Below are 20,289 nucleotides of genomic sequence, written 5' to 3'. Positions count from 1 at the left end.
CCCGTCTATCCCAGCATGCAAAAGGCGTTGACAAGGTCCGATCGGGTGACGATGCCGGCGGGCTTGCCGTCGGCGTCCACGATGGGGAGCCGGTTGATGTTCTTTCCCATCAGCAGCGCCGAGATGCCGCCGATGGAAATGTCGGGCCCGGCCGTCACGGCCGGCGCGGTCATGATGTCGGCGGCGGTGTGGTTGAGCATCGGTGCCGCCACACAGCCCTTGTTTTTGAGGCAGTGGGCGATGACCTGCATGAACGATCCGTTTTTGCCGGCCCCCATTCTCCGCAGAAAATCCTTTTCGGAGATGACGCCGACCACCTCTCCGCTTCGGTCCGTCACCGGGGCCCCGGAGATGCCTTTTTCAGCCAGGAGCGATGCGGTTGCGATCAAATCGCTGTCGGCGGCGATCACATGCACCGGCGCGGTCATGATGTCGGCGGCCTTCAGGGCGTTCATCATCCGGTCTTTGGCCAGGGCGTAGGCCACGCGATAGACCTCCCTGAAATCGGCGGGGGTGATGTCGATATAGCCCTGCATGGCTTTCATGGCCGCCATCACGTCGTCATCGGTAATGTCGACGGGCGAGCATTCTCGAAGGCTTGCTGAACTCACGGGTCACTCTCCATTGGGTATGGGTTGTCGGTTGTCTTCAGACGCTTGCGAAAGGCCAATGCTGCGTCATTTCAAATAGACGTCCTGAAGTTCATCCAGAAGGGCGTGAAACGCCTCGTGTTTCCCGACGCCGATGCGTTCACGTTCGAGCCGTTCGAAGGCCTCGAAAAGCGCTGCGTCCGTCTTTGCATCGAGCCTGGCGTCGGCCATTGGAAAAAGAACGGTATTCTCCTTGGCGATATGTCCGTTCAGAAGGTCCACATACGCCTTGATGGTGTCTTGAATACCGACGGCCGCCCGTGGGTCTCCGGATTGATGCGCCGACACGAATTGTTTGAGCCGGGCCACCTGTTTCCGGCCTTGTTCGTGTTCATCCAGCAGGACGCCGATCGGCCCCCCCTCCCGCGGCACACCGGCGGATTCCAGGGCTGGAAACAGAAATTCCTCCTCCTTGCCGTGATGGCACGTGTCGACGAAAACCGACAGGAATTCCAGGATGCCGTCAATATGGGCGGTGTTCAATGCTTCGCCGTGGGCCAATTTTCCGGATATGGCGCTCATGACCCGCAACATCAATTCTATGCCGTCGTGTTCCTTTTTCAGTTCTTCAGTCGCTTTCATAGCACTCTCCTTATGGTATGGCAAGGTTATTAAATATGTCCCGTTTTCGGCGATCACGGCCAGATCCGCCGTGGAGCGCCGTATCTCATCCAGCATGGTATATCAGACCCGGGTGCTATGTCGATGCCTTTGGCCTTCTCAGGCCTGCCGCTATTTCGTACACCATCCCGACGAAGGTGACGGCCCATGCCGCCAGGGCCACATAAATGAATCCCCTGGGAATGAAAATGATCAAGGGCGCACCGGTCACCATCGCCAGTCGGTGGGTGCAGGCGGTGTACATGCCCAGCGGGAAGACCGCCCCCCAGAACAGCGGGCTGTAGCGCAGGGGGAAGCGGCGATATCCATGACGCCAGACGCCCAGAATGAGCAGCATCGGGATCCACCATGTCGCCGTGGCCCAGAAGAAAAAGGTGAACCCCGTCAGAAAAGGCGTCAGTCCGGTCAAAAACGGCGACGCGGCGGCATTGGCGATCAGCCCGGTGCCGCCCAGGGTGGTGATGGCGACGGCGCCCATGTTGATCCAGTAAGGCGGTGTCAGGTCCCGGGGGGAGAAGGAAAAGAACAGATAACGATAGAAGATCAACGCGATCACCCAGATATAGAGCATGCCGCCGAACAGCCAGGTGATGAAGGCCAGAAACAGCATCGGCTCGCGATAGAGCTGAAAAAAAGGTGCGACGGCCGTGCTGATCACGGTGACGGCCTGGGTCGCCACGATGGCCAGGAGCCAGCCGCCGTTGATGCCATGGGCGATGTCGGGCTTGGTCTCCCGGGTGATCAATCCGGTGAAGAGGCCGTAGATCAGGCAGATCCAGAGTGCGATGGTGACGCACCACAATGCCGCCGCGATGGTGAAGCCGCCGGTAAGCAGGAGCGACTGGCTGCCCAGAACGCCGGATGCGGCCACGGCGGTGAAGAATCCCATGCCCTGGGTGTGGTCGCGGAAGTCGTCCCGGAAACGCTGTGTAAAAAAGCAGATCCGGGCGATGTACATGATCCACAGGATCGGATAAACAACCACGTTGAATCCGAAAAGCCCCATGGCGATCCGAAAGAATCCCTGATCGTGGGCCGCGATCGAGACGATGCCGGTGGACATCACCAGGGCGAAATAGGCCGGGTTGAGGTTTTCGAGGGCGCCGGCCCACAGACCGGGGGAACGGCCCTTTCCCGCCGGCACCGAGGTGTTTTTTTTGCTGGATCCCATGGGCAAGGCCCCCGTAAGCGTTATCCCCTGTTGCGTTTTGGGAAAAAGATCGTCGTCAGGGCGACGGCAATGATGATCACCAGCAGACCGACGCCCGGCAGCATCACGTCCCGGAAAAACCGGTCGGCATCCGATTCGGGAACGTCATGCCCGGCAGGGGGTCCGGTTCGGGCATCCGGCTCCGGAGCGTGCTCTGAAACTTTCGATACGATGGCCCGCCCGTCCGGATCGCCCCCCGCCGGAAGGCGCTCCCCCGTCCATGCGGGTACCGCCGAAGCCAGGACAGCCGTCCAGATGCATGTGCAGAGGATGTTGAACATCCGTCTCCGAATGCGGCGTCGGCCGCCTCCCTTGCCGGCGTGTGCCCGTCTCGCGGCAACAGTCGCCGTCATAGCGCGGCCCGGCGCCGGGACAGAATGTATGGCCGGAAAAGGTAAAAGATCGGTGCGCTCCAGATATGCACCAGCCGACTGAACGGCGAGAAGGCGAGGAGCGCCCAGGCCGCGATCACATGGAGCTTGTAGCTCAGGGGCACCGCCCGCATCAGCCCGGCGTCGGGGGTGAAGGTCACGATGCCGCGGATCCAGGGGGCCAGGGTGTAGAGCACGTTGTAGTGTCCGAAAACCACGTTGAAGAGCCCGAGGCCGATCACCACGGCCAGACCCGCCAGCGTGATCCTGTCGTTTCGGGTCGTCACGGCAGTCAGGCGCGGCTGGATCAGACGCCGCCGCCACAGGAGCAGCGCGCCCACGAAGGCCGCAATGCCCACGGCCAGGCCGCTCCAGTAGGCGACGGCCATGTGGCCCCGGGCGTCGATGCCGAAAAAGTCGAACACCCGCTGGGGAATCAGCAGTCCTCCGGCATGTCCGAAGAAGGTCAGGATGATCCCCCAATGAAATATGACCGATCCGGCAAAGAGGCTTTCTTTCTCCAGAAACTCGCTGGATCGGGCGTTCCATCCGAACCGGTCGGTCACGTAGCGATACCCGTGCCCCACCACGAAGATGGTCAGGCACACGTACGGGAAAACGGTGAAGATGAGCATATACCAAAGGTCCATGTGGATCCTCCTCGTGCGCCGGGTCAGACCGGCCCGGACGTCCGGCCGTCATCCATCCCGGCGATTTCGGCGGCGGCACGGGCCAGGGGCCGCAGCAGCGCGGCATAGGCCGGCGCCGTCTTTTCCAGAGCTGCGACCAGGGAGGTCGCCGCCCTGAGACATTCCCACACCGGCGCCGCAGTCTGGGGTCGGGGGTGGATGGCGAGAAATTCCAGCAGCAGGGGCAGGTAATCGGGAAGTTCCCCGGTGATGCGCTCCCATCCCGCCTCGTCGTATAAACGCTGCAGCCGGGCCATGGCTGCGGCCCGCTTCTCGGTGTCGCCGAACATATGATAGGTCAGGTTGAGGGTCGTGGCGGGAGACATGTCGAATGCAGTCGTGAAGTTCTCCTGAAGTCGGATGGGCGCGTGGGCGTCGAGATAGTCCAGAAAGGCCGCGCCGGCGGCTCGGATCTCTCCGGGCGGCAGCCGGTCAACCGCGGCCGCGATGTCGTCCAGGCGGCACAGCAGGTCGTCGTCCGGATATTGCAGCAGCACCGACAGCAGCCTCAGTTCATCGGCGAAAGGCGGGGTCATGGGTGCGTCTCCCTCGGGTTTCCGTTCACAGGGCGTCGCCGAAGCCGCAGGCGCCCTGTTGGATGAATAGGTCGTCTTTGCCGGCCGGTCTGGTGGGCAGGACAAACCGCTCCGCCAGGGGTGCTATGGCCAGCAGGCGATAGAGCCTTTCCACGGCGGTCGTATCGAGCCCCACGGCATCCAGGACCTGGGGGTCGTCGCGTTTTTCCACCCGTCGTGTCCGCATGAACCGGCGCACGGCCGACAGACGCTTCAGGGCCAGCCGCACCGGGGCTTCGTCGCCCGCGGTAAGCAGGTTGGCCAGGTAGGTGACCGGAATGCGCATGCGGTCGATCAGGCTTCCGGCTTCGGACGGGTCGTCCATCTGACGGGTGATGGGGCTCAGGGGCGGCACATACCAGACCATGGGCAGCGTGCGGAATTCCGGGTGCAGCGGCAGGGCCAGACGCCACTCCCGGATCAGGGCATGGACCGGCGAGCGGCGGGCCGCGGCCATCACGTTGGGGGCGATGCCCTGGAACCTCGCGGCCCGCGCGATCTCCGGGTCGTTCGGGTCCAGCAGGATGTCCAGATGGGCGGGGTAGACATCTTTATCCTGCGGGGCCCGGGCGGCCTCGGCGATGCGGTCGGCGTCGTAGAGCAGCACACCCACATAACGGATGCGGCCTACGCAGCTGTGGGCGCAGAGGGTGGTGAGGCCGGCTTCCAGGCGGGGATAGCAGAAGATGCATTTCTCGGCCCGGCCGGTTTTCCAGTTGAAATAGACCTTTTTGTAGGGGCAGCCTGAAACGCAGTAGCGCCAACCCCGGCAGCGCTCCTGGTCCACCAGGACGATGCCGTCCTCGTCGCGCTTGTAAAGCGCCCCGGACGGGCATGATGCCACGCAGGCCGGGTTGAGGCAGTGCTCGCAGAGTCGCGGCAGCCAGAACATGAACACGTTGCGGAACTGCAGGTAGGTCCGGTAATCGAGATCCTTGAAGTTGGGGTCGCCGGGGCCGGTTTCCGACAGGCCGGCCAGGTCGTCCTCCCAGTTGGGGCCCCACTGAAGCGTCATGGGTTCGCCGGTGATCCGCGATCGGGGGCGCAGCGAGGGCTGGTGAGTGCGCCGGGGGCTGTCGATCAGACGCCCATATTCGTAATCCCAGGGTTCGTAATATTCGTCGATGGTCGGCAGATCGGGGTTGTGAAAGATGTTGAGGCTCTTTTTCATCCGGCCGCCGGCCGCAAGCCGCAAACTTCCGCCGTCCAGGGTCCATCCGCCCCGGTGGATCTCCTGGTTCTCCCATTTCCTGGGGTAGCCGATGCCGGGCTTGCATTCGACGTTGTTGAACCACATGTATTCGGCGCCTTCCCGGTTGGTCCACACGTTTTTGCATGGGATGCTGCAGGTGTGGCAACCGATGCACTTGTCCAGGTTCAGCACCATGGCGGTTTGAACTTTAATATTCATACCAGTCCACCTTTCCGGCCTTGCGGACGATGATCGACTCGTCGCGCTGGGCGCCGACGGGTCCGTAATAGTTGAAACCGTAACTCAACTGGGCATAGCCGCCGATCATGTGGGTGGGCTTGACCAGGATGCGGGTCACGCTGTTGTGGGTCCCCCCGCGCTTTTCGGTGATCTTCGATCCCGGCGTGTTGATCAGCCGCTCCTGGGCATGGTACATGAACGCCTTGCCCGGGGGGATGCGCGGGCTGACCACGGCCTTGGCCATCACCACCCCGTTGGCGTTGAAACACTCCAGCCAGTCGTTGTCCCTGACGTCGATCCCGCGGGCGTCCTCGTCGTTGATCCAGATGGCCTCGCCCCCGCGGAACAGGGTCAGCATGATCAGGGTGTCGGAATAGGTGCTGTGGATCGACCATTTGGAATGGGGCGTCAGATAGTTGAGCACCATCTCTCGCTCCGGTTCGCGCTTGACCCCTTCGGGGGCGCGGCCCGTCATCTCCAGGGGCGGCCGGTAAACCGGCAGCTGCTCGCCGAAATCGCGCATCCAGGGGTGGTCCTGGTAGAACTGGGCCCGGCCGGTGAGGGTGCGGAACGGGACCTTTTCTTCGATGTTGATCACGAAGGGCGAATACCGCCGCTCCTCGGATTCGATTCCGCTCCAGATCGGCGAGGTGATGATCTTCCGGGGCTGTGCGGTCAGGTCGTCGAACCGGAAGCGCTCACCCCGGCGGGAGAGGCTCAGGTGCCGCAGCGAAAGCCCGGTGCGTTTTTCCAGGGCCGCCCACGCCTTCACCGCCGTCTCGCCGTTGGTCTCCGGTGCCAGCATCAGGATGGTTTCAGCCGCCTGTTTGCCCGTATCCATGGCCGGCCGGCCCCGGCTCACGCCATGGGCGGCCGCCGTTCCCAGGGCGGCTTTCAGGGCCGGCACCTCCTGAACGGCTTTCCAAACGACGCCCTTGGCGCCGACGCCGGCCGTCTCGGCCAGAGGGCCCAGGGCCGTCATCATGCGATAGGTGTCGGCGTAATTTCGGGTCACCACGGTCAGGTTGGGCAGGGTCTTGCCCGGCACGGGTTCGCATTCCCCCCGGCGCCAGTCCAGCACCTCCGCCTGGGCGATTTCATCCGGCGTGTCGTGCATCAGGGGGGTGGCCACCAGGTCCCTGATCGTGCCCAGGTGATCTTCGGCCAGCGCCGAGAATTTTTCGGCGATGATCTTGAACTGTTCCCAGTTGGTGCGGGTCTCCCAGGGGGGATCGATGGCCGGGTTGAAGGGATGGATGAACGGGTGCATGTCGGTGGTGTTCAGATCGTGCATTTCGTACCAGCCGGCGGCCGGCAGGGCGATGTCGGCGTACATGGCGCTGGTGGACATGCGCTGCTCCAGGGTGACCAGAAGGTCCAGCTTCCCCTCCGGGGCCGGTTCGCGCCACCGGATCTCTTCGGGCCGCAGCTCCCCGTCCGTGTTGAGCACGGCATGATCGGCGCCCAGCAGGTGTTTGAGAAAATACTCGTGGCCCTTGCCGCTGGCGCCCAGCAGGTTGGCCCGCCACAAAAAAAGCACCCGCGGAAAGTTGGCCGGATGGTCCGGATCCTCAACGGCAAAGCCCAGCGCCCCTTTTTTGAGTTTTTCGACGACATGGGCCGTGATTTCCGCGTCCGTGACGGCGCCTCCGGCCACGGCCTCCCGCACCAGTTCGATGGGATTTTGGTCGAACTGGGGATACGAGGGCAGCCAGCCCAGGCGGGCGGCCACGGCGTTGTAGTCGGCCATGTGGGTCGCCGCCGGCCGCCCGGATAGGGGGGAAAGAACGGTTTCGGGCCGCAGGGTGTCGTAGCGCCACTGGTCGGTGGCGAAATAATAGAACGAGGTGCCGTTCTGCTGGCGGGGCGGCCGCTGCCAGTCCAGGCCGAAGGCCACCTGGGACCAGGCCGCCTGGGGCCGCACCTTTTCCTGCCCCACGTAATGGGCCCAGCCGCCGCCGTTGACCCCCTGGCAGCCGCAGAGGGTGGTCAGGTTGATGATGGTGCGGTAGATCATGTCGCTGTGAAACCAGTGGTTGGTGCCGGCCCCCAGGAAGATCATGGATTTGCCGCGGGTTTTTTCGGCGTTTTCGGCGAACTCGCGCGCCGTCCGGACGGCGTCGGCGGCCGGTACGCCGGTGACGGCCTCCTGCCAGGTGGGAGTGAAGGGTTTGGGGTCGTCGTAGCCGGCGGGGTAGTCCTCCGACACCGTCGGTGCGTTTTTATGCGTTACGCCGAGATGGGCGGCCATCAGGTCGAAGACCGTGGTCACCCGCAGCTCGCCCTTCGGGCCGGCCACCGTCTTGTACGGCACCAGCCCTTTTTTGACGCCCGCCCCGGTTTCCGCGAAGACCGGAAAAGCGACCGTCCGCCATCCGTCCGCCTGGTCCGCGAAACTGAGCAGGGGGTCGATGCCGTGATCATCTTCTTCCAGCCTGAGGTTCCATCGGCCCTCCTCGTTCCAGCGAAACCCGATGCTGCCGTTGGGCACGGCGAAGCATTTCCCGGCCGCGTCATAGACCACGGTTTTCCATTGGGCGTTGTTGACGTCCAGACCCAGGTCCGCGGCGCGCAGGAAGCGGCCTGCCGTCTCGAAGTCCGCGCCGGGTTCGAGCACCACGGCGAAGGGGAGGTCGGTGAACTGCCGGGCGTAATCCATGAAGTAGGGCACCTGGCGGTCGATGTAGAATTCCTTGACGATGACGTGGGTCATGGCCATGGCGAGGGCCGCGTCCGTGCCGGCTTTGGCCGGCAACCAGGTGTCGGCGAACTTGACGTACTCGGCATAGTCGGGGGCCACGGCCGCCACCCGGGCCCCCCGGTAGCGCGCCTCGGTATAGAAATGGGCATCGGGGGTCCGGGTCATGGGGAGGTTGGTGCCCCAGACGATGAAATAGGTCGCTTCGTACCAGTCGGCGCTTTCGGGCACGTCGGTCTGTTCGCCCCAGATCTGGGGCGAGGCCGGGGGCAGGTCGCAGTACCAGTCGTAGAAGCTGATCATGGCGGCGCCGATGAGGGAGAGGAAGCGTGCTCCCGAGGCGTAGCAGACCATGGACATGGCCGGGATCGGGGAAAAGCCGAAAATGCGGTCCGGGCCGTGCTTTTTGATGGTGTGAATCAGGGCCGCGGCGATGATGACGGCGGCCTGATCCCAGTCCACGCGGACAAAGCCGCCCTTGCCGCGCGCCTTGTGGAAGTCGGCTCGTTTGGCCTCGTCCTCGACGATGCTCGCCCAGGCGGAGACCGGGTCGTCGTGGATTGCGATGGCCTTGCGCCACATCTGAAGCAGGCACGAACGGATCAGGGGGTGTTTGAGGCGCACCGGGCTGTAGGTGTACCACGAATAAGTGGCGCCGCGGGGGCAGCCTCGCGGTTCGTGGTTGGGGAACCCTTCCCCGCAGTCCGGATAGTCGACGGCCTGGGTTTCCCACACCAGGATGCCGTCCTTGACATACACATCCCATGAGCACGAACCGGTGCAGTTGACCCCGTGGGTGGAACGGACCTTCTTGTCGTACTGCCAGCGGCGGCGGTACAGGTCCTCCCACTCCCGCCGGCCGCATTGGGTCTCGGTCCATTGATCGGCGGAGCGCTCCTCGCGGCAGCCGGTCGCGGATGCTTTCCGTCGGAAAAATCGCAGCCGATTCAGGAATTTATCCATGATGGCACACCTCCTGTCGTATCGGCCGGCCCTGACTGGCGGCGGACCGATGATGGTTTAGGGGGTCAGGCTGAAGGCTGAAGGGGTGCGTGCGCGACAAACGGGGCTGTCGCACCCTTTCTGCTGACAGCCTTCAGTAAAGCGACGTGAGTTTTCCCTGCATTCCGGTTTGAGGGGCATCGCCCCCCAGGGCCCGGGCGATGACCGTGGCGTTGTGATCGATCATGCCGATGTAGGTGCCCTCGTAGGTCCCGGCCTTTCCCATGGCGTCCGAAAAGAGCGTCCCGCCGATGCGAACCGAATGGCCCCGGGACCTTGCCCCCTCGATGAGCGCCTTGACGTTCTTGTCCGAAACGCTGGTCTCCACGAAGACGGCGGGGATCCTTCGCCGGACCAGCTCGTCCACGATGCGGTTGATGTCCTTGAGACCGGCCTCGGATTCGGTGGAAAGACCCTGGATCCCCATCACTTCGATATCGTATGCGCGTCCGAAATAGCTGAAGGCGTCGTGAGCCGTGATCATGACCCGCTGATTCTCGGGAATGGAGGCGATGACCTTGCGGACATAGTCGTCCAGGGTTTTGAGATTCGACAGATAGGCTTCGGCTCTGGCCCCGTATTCGGGGGCGTTTTGGGGGTCGAAGGCCGAGAGCGCGTCCCGGACCACCGCCACGGCCTTCATCCATCCCTGAACGTCCATCCAGACGTGGGGATCGTAGTGTCGGGTCTGGGGGGTGTGTATCAGATCTGTCCGTTCCAGGCGCTCGGTCACCGGAATCACCGGCCGGCGCCGCCCCACCTTGGCCAGGATCTCCGTCATCTGACCCTCCAGGAGCAATCCCGAGTAGAAGACGATGTCGGATCGCAGGAGCACCGCGACGTCGCCCCGGGTGGGGTTGTAAAGATGCGGGTCGACGCCGGCGCCGATGATGTCCGTGACCTCGGCCCGGTCCCCCGCGACCTCGCGAACGATGTCGGCCACCATCCCCACCGTCGCTCCCGCGCGAAAGGGATATTTTCCGTCATAGGCCCCGGCACTGGGGGGGCAAAAAGCGCCGACCGCCAGAAAGGCGAGGGTCAGGAGGGCAACAGCGGTTCGGTACCGGGATGGGTGTGTCGGGGGCATCCATACCTCCTCTTGAGCGCCGGATGTCGGTCGTTCAGCCGTCGACGGCATCAGCTTCCGGCTTTCGTCATGGTGACCGGACAGGGGCTGAAGACCGAAGGCTGAAGGCTGAAAACTAAAAAATTCAACTGTCGATTTTCATAGGCCGGTGCCGGGAGGATACGGCCCGCGCCCCACGCGGTTTCGTTCAAGTGCCGCTAAAGCTTGCTCCGGGCGGCCCGGAAACTCGCTTGCGCTCAAACAGTCCGGGCCGCTGATCCGCCGCGGCGCTTAAGCGGCACTAAAACTCACCGCTGAAGGAGCGCGGACCGTATCCTCCCGGCACCTCTATCCCGTCACCACATGAAAGTCGAAAGTTGAGTGAATAGGCCACCAGCCTGTGAATACCGAAAGTTGAATGTCAAACTATCACACATTCATCGGCTTGACAAATTTCATTCTCGACTTTCGACTGTCATGATGGTGACCGGACAGCGGCTGAAGGAGATGAAGGCACCGTCTGAGGCGGCCGCACCCCTTCAGTCTTCAACCTTCAACCTCAACGTGCGGGCCTTATTCTTCCGGCACCGGCCTATGAAAGTCGAAAGTCGAGTTAACGGCAACGGCCCCATGCGGCGCGGCCGCGCTGCTGTCGACGGGAAGGGAATTCCCCGTTTGACAGTGTCGGCAGTTGTGATATCGAAGGAACGGACGGCGAAGCCGATGGGAATGACCGATTTGCGGGGATCCCCATCGGGCTGTATGAAGAGAGGAGTTAAATGTCGGGATTTCAAGAACTCATTGTTATCGCGCTGGTGGTGTTCCTGATCATCTTCATGCCCCGGGTGATGCCCCGGAAACCGGAGCCTCGTGCCGGCGGGACGGGTTTCCGCAAACGGCTTTCAGGGAAAATGCGCCTGGGAATCGCCGTGTCGGCGGTCTACCTCGCGGGCGCCGCGGCATGGTTCAAACCCTGGGAGGAGGAGCCGATCCGGTTCCTTTATATCGGGGTGGGGCCGGTCCTGGCCGGGTGGTTGGCCTGCTGGGTTGTCGCCGGGTTCCGGGGACGATGACCACCCAGAACGCCCCCAGGGGCATTCTGCTCTTTCTCCTTGCCACAGGGTGCATCGTTCTGATGAACACCTGCGCCAAGATGTGCAGCTCGGTTTACGGTCCCGTGGAGATGGTGTTTTATCGCGGCATTGTCGCCCTGGCCCTCCTGGTCCCCTATATGCGCATGACCCGACCGTCGTCCATATTCAGGACGCGACGGATTCGGGCCCACCTCTACCGCGCCATGCTCGGGAACATCGGTGTCGGTCTGATTTTCTGGGCCTACGCCCTCCTGCCCATGGCCGATGCCACATCCCTGCTGTTTGCAGCGCCCCTGTTCGTTACGGCCCTGTCGCCCATGCTTCTGGGGGAGCGCATCGACCGGCACCGGTGGGCCGCCGTCATCGTCGGTTTCGGCGGTATTCTGATGGTAGCCCGACCGTCCATGGGGATGTTCGCCAATCCCGCCTCTCTCATCGCTCTGGGCGGAGCGTTTTTCGGAGCCCTGGTCGACATCACCCTCCGTCGCCTGGGTCGGACCGAAGATCCCCTGACCACCGTATTCTACTTCATTCTCATCGGCGTCATCCTCTCCGCGCCGTACACCCTTTTTTCCGGGGCCTTCCCCACCCCGGACCTGTTGCCGTGGCTGGTCGGGATCGGCGTTTTCTCGGCTGTTCAGCAGGTCGCCAAGACCACGGCGTTCCAGTTGGCCGAGGCGTCCCTCCTGGCGCCCTGCACTTACAGCGCCATCCTATGGGCCACGCTGACGGGCTGGATATTCTGGCGGGATCTGCCGACCCCCGCCGTCATCGGGGGCACCGCGGTGGTGGTGGCCAGCAATCTGACTATTGCGTGGCGCGAACGACAGCGCCGACCCGGGGAGGTCTGAATTCACTTTTTACGAATGCATCAAAATATGATATCGGCGAAGAGGGAGACGCTTATCGCCGCCTCCCTTCTTTTTCACCCGACACTGAGGAGGAGCGTTATGGGCAAATCGCGGGATACCAAGAAAGAAGAAAAGAAGAAGCCTGCCAAGAGTATCAAGGAAAAGCGGAAGGAAAAGCAGGAGAAACAGAAGGAGAAATAGCCGGGTGTGCGTCGTCTTCGGACTGGAGACGCCGGCGGACCGAGCGGCGATATCGCCGCTCGGCCGGTCATCGGTCCGGCGGCGATGCGGTCATGCCAGGTGCTCGATCAGGATCCGCAGCATCCGGCGCAGCGGCTCCGCCGCGCCCCATAGCAGCTGGTCACCCACCGAGAAGGCCGTGAGATAGGTCGGCCCCATGTTGAGCTTCCGAATCCGGCCCACCGGGACCGACAGTGTGCCGGTGACCTTGGCGGGCGTCAACTCCTGCAGGCTCGCCTCCTTTTCGTTGGGGATCACCTTCACCCAGGCGTTGTGTCCGCCGATGATCTCCTCGATCTCGGCGAGCGACAGATCACGGGTCATTTTGATGGTGAAAGCCTGGCTGTGGCAGCGCATGGCGCCGATGCGAACGCACTGGCCGTCGATGGGCAGGGGGTGGTCCTCGCGTCCGAGAATCTTGTTGGTTTCCGCCTGCCCCTTCCATTCCTCCCGGGTCTGCCCGTTCGGCATGGGGCGGTCGATCCAGGGGATCAGGCCGGCGGCCAGGGGCGCCCCGAAATTTTCCGTCGGAAAGGATTTCTCGCGGAGGGTCTCCGTGACCCGACGGTCCAGATCCAGAATGGCCGAGGCAGGGTCGGACAGGAGCGAATTCGCGCTGTCCCCGATAGCCTTCATCTGGGACACCAGCTCGCGCATGTTCTTGGCGCCGGCCCCCGAGGCCGCCTGATAGGTCATGGAGGTCATCCACTCGATCAGTTTATTTTCAAACAGACCGCCCAGCGCCATGAGCATCAGGGAGACGGTGCAGTTGCCGCCGACGTAATCCCGGACCCCCCGGGAAAGGGCTTCGTCGATCACCCGGCGGTTCACCGGATCGAGGACGATGACGCTTTTCTTCTCCATCCGGAGGGTCGAGGCGGCATCGATCCAATAGCCGTTCCAGCCGTTGTCGCGCAGCCGGGGGTGGCAGTCCTTTGTATAGTCGCCGCCCTGGCAGGAGACGATGATGTCCATTTCCGCCAGACGGTTCAGGTCGAGGGCGTCCGCCACCTCGGATGCCCCCCGGCCGATATCGGGCCCCTTCAGCCCGGCCTGGGACGTCGAGAAAAAGAAGGGATCGCATGCATTGAAATCGTTTTCCGCCAGCATCCGGTTCATCAGAACCGAACCGACCATGCCGCGCCATCCGATAAAGCCTACCGTTTTCATGAACATCTCCCATATATTCTGCAAAAAATTGGTTGATACGGTTTATATGCCCTCAGGGCATCCCTGCTTACTTTGATGCAATCGGCGGCAAAAATCAAGTCTTGAGGATTCACGGGGATCTTTCCGTCGAATTTTTTTCGATTTTCCGATAATACCCATCCCTGCCTATGTACAACATCCGAAGTTTACTTTATACATACAGGAAACGGGAGGTGACGCCGTCCCCAAACCCGAAGGGCGGCGTGAAGACAATACCGATAAGGAGGCAGACGGTTTCAATCATGACACATTCGATTATCACTGGAACGGGCAGCTACATTCCCACGGCGAGGATTCCGAACAGCCATTTTCTGAACCGCGAATTTTACAGTGCCGACGGCGTACGGCTGACAAAGCCCAACACCGAGATCATCCAGACGCTCCAGAACATCACGGGTATCCGTGAACGCCGATATGTCACCGATGATTTCAAAACCTCCGACATCGCCTTTTTCGCTGCGGAAAAAGCCATGGAAGGGGTCGATCCGGAGAGCCTGGACGTGATCATCGTGGCACAGAATCTGGGGGATGTGCCGCAGGACAACGTTCGGGTCGATATGGTCCCTACCATCGCCTCGCGGGTCAAACACAAGCTGGGGATTCAAAATCCATACACCGTCGCCTACGATGTTCCCTTCGGCTGTCCTGGATGGCTGCATGGAATGACGCTGGCGGACTACCATATCCGGTCGGGGGACGCCAAAAAGATCCTGGTGATCGGCGCGGAAACCCTGTCGCGGATTTCGGACCCCCACGACATCGACTCCATGATCTTTGCCGACGGGGCCGGCGCGGCCCTGGTGGAAGCCACGGAGAAGGAGGCCGGCATCCTGGCCCACGTCACGAGAACCGATGCCGCCGACCATGTCTATCTGCTGCGGATGGGGAAATCGTACAATCCGAACCGTACCGGCGGTGAGCTTTACATCAAGATGGACGGCCACGACATTTACCGATACGCCCTTAAAATCGTGCCCGAAGTCGTGAAGAAATGCCTGGAGAAGGTCGGGTACACCCTCACCGATGTCAGGAAGGTCCTGATCCATCAGGCCAATGAGAAGATGGACCATGCGATTCTGACGCGGTTGTTCCGTCTTTACGGGATCAAGGATATCCCCGAGGGCGTCATGCCGATGACGATCAACCGCCTCGGCAACAGCTCCGTCGCCACCCTGCCGACGCTGCTGGATCTCCTCTGTCGGGAGGAGTTGGAAGGGCATCGTGTCGGTTCCGGAGACATCCTCGTCTTCGCTTCCGTGGGGGCCGGCATGAACATCAACGCCATGGTCTACAAGGTGCCCTGACCTTTCCGACGCCGCGGGGAACGCCGTTTCGGCCGTTCGGACCGAGCCGGGGTGACGGCGGCCTTCTGGCGTTCCCTGGCCGCGCGGTCTCTTTCCACGAAGATCGTCTCTTCCGTAAAGGGATCTCGTCCGGTGTGGTACATGAGGGTGGACCAGGTGGCGGGCGTGGGGGTGAAGATCTGGGTCTGTTCGGGCAACAGGTGCAGCTTTTTTTCGGCAAAGGCTCTGAGGCCGGCCATGTCCGCCTGGGTGCACCCGGGATGGGCCGCCATGAAATAATAGGTCAGGAAGCCGTCGAGGGCCTTCTTTCGCTTCAGATGCGTAAACAGACGGATGAACGCCTCCAGGACCTCCTGTCCGGGCTTTCCCATGCGGTTCAGGACCCCGGCATCCACGTGCTCCGGGGCGATCTTGAGTTGTCCTGATACGTGGTGTCGGAGGATCTCCTCGAGGTAGCGTTCGCCGTGTTTCCGGTCTTTCAGAATCAGGTCGTACCGGATCCCGCTGGCGATGAAGACCCGCCGGACCCCCGGAAGGGTTCTGAGACGTTCCAGGAGCCGCAGTTGGCGGTCGTGGCGAACCGGCATCCCGGGGCAGACGTCGGGAAACAGGCATCCCCTGTCGACGCAGGCCCCGTCCCTCTGTTTTTTCCGGCATTCCATCCCGTACATGTTGGCCGTAGGGCCCCCCACGTCCGAAATGATCCCCTTGAACAAGGGGTGGGCCGTGAAGGCAGCGGCTTCCCGAACGATGGAATCCTCGCTCCGGGAAACCACGTGCCGTCCCTGATGGACCGTAATGGCGCAGAATCGGCACTCGCCGTAACACCCCCGGTGGGCGACAAGGGCGAATCGGATGGTGTCGAGGGCCCTGACGGGGCCGTCGTTTCGATGGCAGGGGTGGACTTCCCGGGCGTAGGGCAACTCGTGAATTCGATCCAACTCCGCCGAAGAGAGGGGGCTTTGCGGAGGATTCTGGACGAGGTATCGCGTATCCTGCCGCTGGCAGAGGCGGCGGGCCGTCATTGGATCGGCATTGGCGTAGAAAAGTCGGAACATGCGGGTGAACTCGCCTTTGTCGCGGGCGGCGGCCGAGTGGTCCGGGAGGACCCCGTCGGGCTCCGGAAATTCGGGAACGGGCTCGGGGAGATCGCGGCTGACGTAGCAGATCCCACGAACGGTCCGGAGGGCGCTGATATCGCCGTCGGCCCGGAGGATCGAGGCGATCTTCAGGACGGTCTTCTCGGCCATGCCGTAGGCCAGAAGGTCTGCTTTGGCATCGAAGAGGATGGATCTTCTGACGCTGTCGGATACGGCGTCGTAGTGGGAGATGCGTCGGAGGCTGGCCTCGATGCCGCCCAGTACAATGGGCGCCGTGGACTTGAAATAGCGTCGGATGAGATTGGCGTAGACGATGACGGCACGGTCGGGTCGCCGGTTGTTGATGCCGCCGGGGGTGAGATCGTCCTGTCGCCGTCTTTTCCCCGAGGCGGTGATGTTGGCCACCATGGCGTCGAGGCATCCCCCGCTGACGCCCCAGAAAAGCAGGGGTTCGCCCAGCCGGGTGATGTCCCGGCCGCTTGCGGTGTCGGGTTGGGGGATGACGCCCACCCGGTATCCGGCATCCAGGAGAACGCGGGCGATGACGGCCGTGCCGATGAACGGCGAGTCGATGTAGGCGTCCCCCGTGACCAGGATCACGTCGAGGCGGTCCCACCCCAGGCGGAGCATCTCTTCCCGGGTGGCGGGCGGAAATGTGGGGGAAAATGCGGATGTCGTCATGTCGTCATTCGGGTTCGGTCGTCACTGAAAAGATGATGACGGCCCGGCCCGCCGTCAAGCCCCGGGCTTAACCGCCGGAGGGCTGCCGGAACGTCCTCCCTCGGCGGTCCGTCATCTCGGTCAGCGGGCGCGGCGGGTATGGGATCCGGACCGGGTGCCCGCGCCGGCGGCGTATGCGGGAACTCGGCCGCCGCTGTTTCGACGGCGCGCCGGGAAGGTTCTGCCGGCGCCGGAAAGGCCCGCCGATCCTTCGTTGTTTCGCCTGGCGCTGTTTCGCGTGGCGGTATGTTGTCGGGGACGCGGGTTCCCACCGGCCTTTTCCGGTTCGGGGACGCCGTAATCGAAGTCCGCGACCGTACGGCGTTCGATGGGCGCGCCCAGGACCCGGGTGATGGCCCGGACGATGGGGGCGTCCGCCGTGGTGGTCAGGGTGAAGGCGTCGCCCGTGCATGTCGCGCGGCCGGTCCGGCCGATGCGATGAATATAGGCATCGGGGGTATCGGGGATATCGTAGTTGATGACATGGGAGACCCCCGAGACGTCGATGCCCCGGGCCGCGATGTCGGTGGCCACCAGGATCTGAAATTTGCCCGAGCGGAATCCGTCAAGGGCCGCCTGACGTCGGTTCTGGCTGAGGTTCCCCTGGAGGGAGGCGGAGGGATAGCCCGCCTTTGCCAGCTTGTCCCCCAGCTGCCGGGCCCGATGCTTGGTCCGGGTGAAGACCAGGACGGCGCCGGTGTCTGTGCCCTTCAGGATGGCCATCAAAAGGGGCGTTTTCAGGTGTTGGGCCACCGGGTAGAGGGCATGGCTCACGGTGTCCGCCGGCGCGGTCACACCGATCTGGACCGTGGCCGGCCGATTCAGGACTTCGTTCGCCAGGACCCGGATCTCGTCAGGCATGGTCGCCGAAAAGAGAAGGGTCTGTCGTTTTCCGGGAAGCCGCCCGATGATCCGTCGGATGTCGGGCAGAAATCCCATGTCGAACATATGGTCCGCTTCGTCCAGGACCAGGACCTCCAGGTTGGGAAAGGCTACGGTCCTCCGGTTGAGGTGGTCGAGGAGACGGCCGGGGCAGGCCACGATGATGTCCACGCCGCGCCTGAGTTTCTGGATCTGCGGATTGATGTTGACGCCGCCGTATAGCGCGATGCTCGAAAGCCGGGTTTTCCGCCCGAGGAGTTCGATGGACTGGTGGATCTGTTCCGCCAGCTCGCGGGTGGGGGCGAGGATCAGGGCGCGGGGGCAATCGTGTTTGTCGCTGCCGCGGCCGATCGAACGGCGATCGTTGGTGCGGTCGTGGGATCGGTTCGGGTCGGCATCGCCGGTAACCAGGCGGTGCAGTATGGGAAGGGCGAAGGCGGCGGTTTTGCCGGTGCCGGTCTGGGCGAGCCCCATGAGGTCGCCGCCGGCCATCACCTTCGGGACGGCCTGGGTCTGAATGGGGGTCGGCCGGGTGTAGCCCGCGGCTGTGATGCCCGCCATAACGGCGGAATTCAACTGAAATGCTTGAAAGGTCATAAATTCCTTTGTGTTGTAGTTTGGATGGATATGGAATATGGAGAAAGGACCAAAAAGAAGAGCCCCGGAAATATCCCGGGGCTGACGATGGATCGTTTTCATCCTGGAAAATCAATTAGACGATAATATATCAATCCTCTGGCCGCCTGTCAAATAAAATCGAGGGTTTCATACTCTCCCACGGCGAAGGTCAACCGGTGGGGAGCCGCCGGCCGGATTTCTGTTGACGGCGTGCGCGAGGCTTCCTATAGTCTCCAGTCTCTTGTCGGCCCGCCCCGCCTGCGGGACGACCGTGACGACATCTTCAACCCAGGACACGCTGCCATGACGGGACATGCCAAGGCCAACATCCGGATCCTTTTCGCCCTCACCCTCGTACATTTCACGGGGGATTTCTACAGCTCCTTCACCAACCCCCTCTTTCCCCTCTTTGTCGAGAAGATGGGGCTCTCCCTGACCCAGATCGGCGTGATCGCAGGCGTCAACCGCTTCCTGGCCTTCATCATCCAGCCCATGGCCGGCTATTATTCCGACCGTTACCAGACGCGTCTGTTCATCATGGTCGGTCTGCTTCTGCCGGTTGTTTTCATCCCCATCTCCGGGATCGCCGTCGGGTTCTGGACCCTCTTGGCGGCCGTAGCCCTGGGGTCGGTGGGATCGTCCATGTTCCATCCCTCGGTGACGGGGATGGTGCCCCTCTATGCGGGGCGGAACGCCGGGTTTTCCATGTCGATTTTCAACACGGGCGGCACCCTGGCCTTCGGCGTCGGTCCCCTTTTCATCACCTGGTATGCGGCCCGGTACGGGCTCTCGGCCCTGCCGGCGACCATGGTTTTCGGGCTGGCGGCCCTTGTCTACCTTTATTTCACCGTGCCGTCGCCCGAGAGTGAGGGCATGCGGCACCTGGGGTTTATCGGGGCCGTCCGGGAAAGCCTGGGCGGCGCATGGAAAAGCATCATCCTCATCTGGGCCGTCATGTTCCTGAGGGCTCTGGTGGGTCAGTCATTCATGACCTTCATGCCGGTTCTCTATGTCCAGAAGGGGTTCTCCATTGTGTCCGCCGGGATGATCTTTTCTCTTTTCACGATAGCCGGGACGGCCGGCGGCCTGCTGGCCGGCCATATATCGGACCGCATCGGGTTCAAGCCCGTGTTTCTGTTTACCCACGCCGTCATGGCACCGATTCTGTTTCTTTTTCTCAAATTGGAGGGCGGGTGGGTCTATCTGGGCGCAATCCTGGCAGGGGCTGCGGTACTGGCCTCTCTGCCCATCGGCGTGGTCATGGCCCAGACCTTGGCGCCCAAGGGAAGGTCCATGGTGGCGAGCCTCATGATGGGGTTTGCCTTCGGCCTGGGGGGGATGCTTTCCCCGCTGGTGGGCAAGCTTGCCGATCTTACCTCCATCCAGTCGGTTTTGACCGGGATTACCGTGATCCCCCTTGTCACGCTGCCGATCATCGCCTGTTTTCCCTCCGCCGGAAGCCGATGACGCCGGGGATGCCCGTCCTGGAGGCGTGAAAAAGGCTATCCATGAATGGATAGCCTTGTTGCGGTCATCGATGTTCTCGGCGAAATCCGGACGACATCAGGTCGCGTCGTGATAGACAGGGTCGCCGAGTTCCTTCAGGGAAAAGTTGTTGAAGATATGATGGCCGTCATAATCGAGAATCCGAAGATCGTCCTCCTGCTTCAGATCTCCCATGATGACATTGTAATGATTTCCGTATTTCGCTTTGACTGCATCCTCGGGCACCGAGTATGCGATAAACTTTTTGATGCCCTTGGTTTTCAGTTTGTCGACAAGATTGGGGTTGTCGAGAGATGCGTATGATGTCAGAAGCAGGATGGGTCCCGAGCCGGTAAAAAAAATGCCTGCATTCATGGCACCCTCCTTTCTTCACGGCAATGACATGGATTCACTGAACACCCACCGGCCTCCGGGAATCCGGAAACGGATTACCGGAGGCGATGTCGGGGCA

Annotated in this window: 17 protein-coding genes; 4 read left to right on the top strand and 13 right to left on the bottom strand. The window is 62.4% G+C overall.

Annotated features, from left to right (window positions below):
• Positions 1-5: 5 nt before the first annotated feature.
• From dmul_RS17950 to dmul_RS17910, 9 genes are all read right to left on the bottom strand, one after another.
• On the bottom strand, positions 6-611 hold the full coding sequence (locus dmul_RS17950; RefSeq protein WP_020876361.1) for a CBS domain-containing protein: 606 nt from the start codon (positions 609-611) through the stop codon (positions 6-8).
• 66 nt (positions 612-677) lie between these two features.
• A complete protein-coding gene (locus tag dmul_RS17945) occupies positions 678-1,232 on the bottom strand; it encodes a hemerythrin domain-containing protein (protein ID WP_020876362.1) in 555 nt (184 codons plus the stop codon).
• 115 nt (positions 1,233-1,347) lie between these two features.
• Positions 1,348-2,442: a tellurite resistance/C4-dicarboxylate transporter family protein gene (locus dmul_RS17940; RefSeq protein WP_020876363.1), complete on the bottom strand. Its 1,095-nt coding sequence runs from the start codon at positions 2,440-2,442 to the stop codon at positions 1,348-1,350.
• 20 nt (positions 2,443-2,462) lie between these two features.
• On the bottom strand, positions 2,463-2,834 hold the full coding sequence (locus dmul_RS17935) for a hypothetical protein (RefSeq protein ID WP_020876364.1): 372 nt from the start codon (positions 2,832-2,834) through the stop codon (positions 2,463-2,465).
• Positions 2,831-3,502, bottom strand: coding sequence for a respiratory nitrate reductase subunit gamma (gene narI, locus dmul_RS17930; RefSeq protein ID WP_020876365.1), 672 nt, complete (start codon positions 3,500-3,502; stop codon positions 2,831-2,833). Before narI ends, dmul_RS17935 begins: the two co-directional genes overlap by 4 nt.
• Positions 3,503-3,525: 23 nt before the next feature.
• The gene (narJ, locus tag dmul_RS17925; protein WP_020876366.1) at positions 3,526-4,077 is read right to left on the bottom strand and encodes a nitrate reductase molybdenum cofactor assembly chaperone; all 552 of its coding nucleotides are present in this window, start codon (positions 4,075-4,077) and stop codon (positions 3,526-3,528) included.
• 25 nt (positions 4,078-4,102) lie between these two features.
• Positions 4,103-5,527: a nitrate reductase subunit beta gene (narH, locus tag dmul_RS17920; protein ID WP_020876367.1), complete on the bottom strand. Its 1,425-nt coding sequence runs from the start codon at positions 5,525-5,527 to the stop codon at positions 4,103-4,105.
• Positions 5,517-9,209 carry a nitrate reductase subunit alpha gene (locus tag dmul_RS17915; protein ID WP_020876368.1) on the bottom strand — a complete coding sequence of 1,231 codons (3,693 nt, stop codon included), beginning with the start codon at positions 9,207-9,209 and terminating at the stop codon, positions 5,517-5,519. The genes narH and dmul_RS17915 overlap by 11 nt, the downstream gene beginning before the upstream one ends.
• A 133-nt stretch (positions 9,210-9,342) precedes the next feature.
• Positions 9,343-10,335, bottom strand: a complete 993-nt coding sequence (locus tag dmul_RS17910) for a metal ABC transporter solute-binding protein, Zn/Mn family (RefSeq protein WP_020876369.1) — start codon at positions 10,333-10,335, stop codon at positions 9,343-9,345.
• A 758-nt stretch (positions 10,336-11,093) separates the two neighbouring features.
• On the opposite strand from dmul_RS17910, the gene dmul_RS20530 reads away from it, so the two are divergent.
• Positions 11,094-11,387 (top strand): hypothetical protein, encoded by a 294-nt coding sequence (locus tag dmul_RS20530; protein ID WP_020875743.1) that lies wholly within the window; start codon positions 11,094-11,096, stop codon positions 11,385-11,387.
• Positions 11,384-12,259 (top strand): DMT family transporter, encoded by an 876-nt coding sequence (locus tag dmul_RS17900; protein ID WP_020875742.1) that lies wholly within the window; start codon positions 11,384-11,386, stop codon positions 12,257-12,259. The genes dmul_RS20530 and dmul_RS17900 overlap by 4 nt, the downstream gene beginning before the upstream one ends.
• A gap of 291 nt (positions 12,260-12,550) precedes the next feature.
• Here dmul_RS17900 and asd read toward each other — a convergent pair whose 3' ends face one another.
• Positions 12,551-13,669, bottom strand: a complete 1,119-nt coding sequence (gene asd / locus dmul_RS17895) for an aspartate-semialdehyde dehydrogenase (protein WP_020875740.1) — start codon at positions 13,667-13,669, stop codon at positions 12,551-12,553.
• A gap of 281 nt (positions 13,670-13,950) precedes the next feature.
• On the opposite strand from asd, the gene dmul_RS17890 reads away from it, so the two are divergent.
• A complete protein-coding gene (locus dmul_RS17890) occupies positions 13,951-15,012 on the top strand; it encodes a 3-oxoacyl-ACP synthase III family protein (RefSeq protein WP_040414378.1) in 1,062 nt (353 codons plus the stop codon).
• Here dmul_RS17890 and dmul_RS17885 read toward each other — a convergent pair.
• Complete coding sequence (locus tag dmul_RS17885) at positions 14,997-16,793, bottom strand: YgiQ family radical SAM protein (protein ID WP_020875738.1); 1,797 nt, start codon at positions 16,791-16,793, stop codon at positions 14,997-14,999. The genes dmul_RS17890 and dmul_RS17885 overlap by 16 nt on opposite strands.
• Positions 16,794-16,913: 120 nt before the next feature.
• The gene (locus dmul_RS17880) at positions 16,914-18,311 is read right to left on the bottom strand and encodes a DEAD/DEAH box helicase (RefSeq protein ID WP_020875737.1); all 1,398 of its coding nucleotides are present in this window, start codon (positions 18,309-18,311) and stop codon (positions 16,914-16,916) included.
• A 324-nt stretch (positions 18,312-18,635) separates the two neighbouring features.
• On the opposite strand from dmul_RS17880, the gene dmul_RS17875 reads away from it, so the two are divergent.
• Positions 18,636-19,799, top strand: coding sequence for an MFS transporter (locus dmul_RS17875; RefSeq protein ID WP_020875736.1), 1,164 nt, complete (start codon positions 18,636-18,638; stop codon positions 19,797-19,799).
• A gap of 96 nt (positions 19,800-19,895) precedes the next feature.
• On the opposite strand, the gene dmul_RS17870 is transcribed toward dmul_RS17875, so the two are convergent.
• Complete coding sequence (locus tag dmul_RS17870; RefSeq protein WP_020875735.1) at positions 19,896-20,192, bottom strand: hypothetical protein; 297 nt, start codon at positions 20,190-20,192, stop codon at positions 19,896-19,898.
• Between the last annotated feature and the right edge of the window lie 97 nt (positions 20,193-20,289).

It is taken from the genome of Desulfococcus multivorans (assembly GCF_001854245.1).
In the GTDB taxonomy this organism is placed as follows: Bacteria; Desulfobacterota; Desulfobacteria; order Desulfobacterales; family Desulfococcaceae; genus Desulfococcus; species Desulfococcus multivorans.
The sequence above is the reverse complement of the archived record's forward strand: the minus strand, read 5'-3'. Positions and strand labels throughout refer to the sequence as shown.

Excerpts from the sequence above, each read along its gene's own strand:
- dmul_RS17945 (WP_020876362.1), bottom strand. The coding sequence starts at position 1,232 with ATGAAAGCGACTGAAGAACTGAAAAAGGAACACGACGGCATAGAATTG.
- dmul_RS17940 (WP_020876363.1), bottom strand. The coding sequence starts at position 2,442 with ATGGGATCCAGCAAAAAAAACACCTCGGTGCCGGCGGGAAAGGGCCGT.
- dmul_RS17935 (WP_020876364.1), bottom strand. The coding sequence starts at position 2,834 with ATGACGGCGACTGTTGCCGCGAGACGGGCACACGCCGGCAAGGGAGGC.
- narI (WP_020876365.1), bottom strand. The coding sequence starts at position 3,502 with ATGGACCTTTGGTATATGCTCATCTTCACCGTTTTCCCGTACGTGTGC.
- narJ (WP_020876366.1), bottom strand. The coding sequence starts at position 4,077 with ATGACCCCGCCTTTCGCCGATGAACTGAGGCTGCTGTCGGTGCTGCTG.
- narH (WP_020876367.1), bottom strand. The coding sequence starts at position 5,527 with ATGAATATTAAAGTTCAAACCGCCATGGTGCTGAACCTGGACAAGTGC.
- dmul_RS17915 (WP_020876368.1), bottom strand. The coding sequence starts at position 9,209 with ATGGATAAATTCCTGAATCGGCTGCGATTTTTCCGACGGAAAGCATCC.
- dmul_RS17910 (WP_020876369.1), bottom strand. The coding sequence starts at position 10,335 with ATGCCCCCGACACACCCATCCCGGTACCGAACCGCTGTTGCCCTCCTG.
- dmul_RS20530 (WP_020875743.1), top strand. The coding sequence starts at position 11,094 with ATGTCGGGATTTCAAGAACTCATTGTTATCGCGCTGGTGGTGTTCCTG.
- dmul_RS17900 (WP_020875742.1), top strand. The coding sequence starts at position 11,384 with ATGACCACCCAGAACGCCCCCAGGGGCATTCTGCTCTTTCTCCTTGCC.
- asd (WP_020875740.1), bottom strand. The coding sequence starts at position 13,669 with ATGAAAACGGTAGGCTTTATCGGATGGCGCGGCATGGTCGGTTCGGTT.
- dmul_RS17890 (WP_040414378.1), top strand. The coding sequence starts at position 13,951 with ATGACACATTCGATTATCACTGGAACGGGCAGCTACATTCCCACGGCG.
- dmul_RS17885 (WP_020875738.1), bottom strand. The coding sequence starts at position 16,793 with ATGACGACATCCGCATTTTCCCCCACATTTCCGCCCGCCACCCGGGAA.
- dmul_RS17880 (WP_020875737.1), bottom strand. The coding sequence starts at position 18,311 with ATGACCTTTCAAGCATTTCAGTTGAATTCCGCCGTTATGGCGGGCATC.
- dmul_RS17875 (WP_020875736.1), top strand. The coding sequence starts at position 18,636 with ATGACGGGACATGCCAAGGCCAACATCCGGATCCTTTTCGCCCTCACC.
- dmul_RS17870 (WP_020875735.1), bottom strand. The coding sequence starts at position 20,192 with ATGAATGCAGGCATTTTTTTTACCGGCTCGGGACCCATCCTGCTTCTG.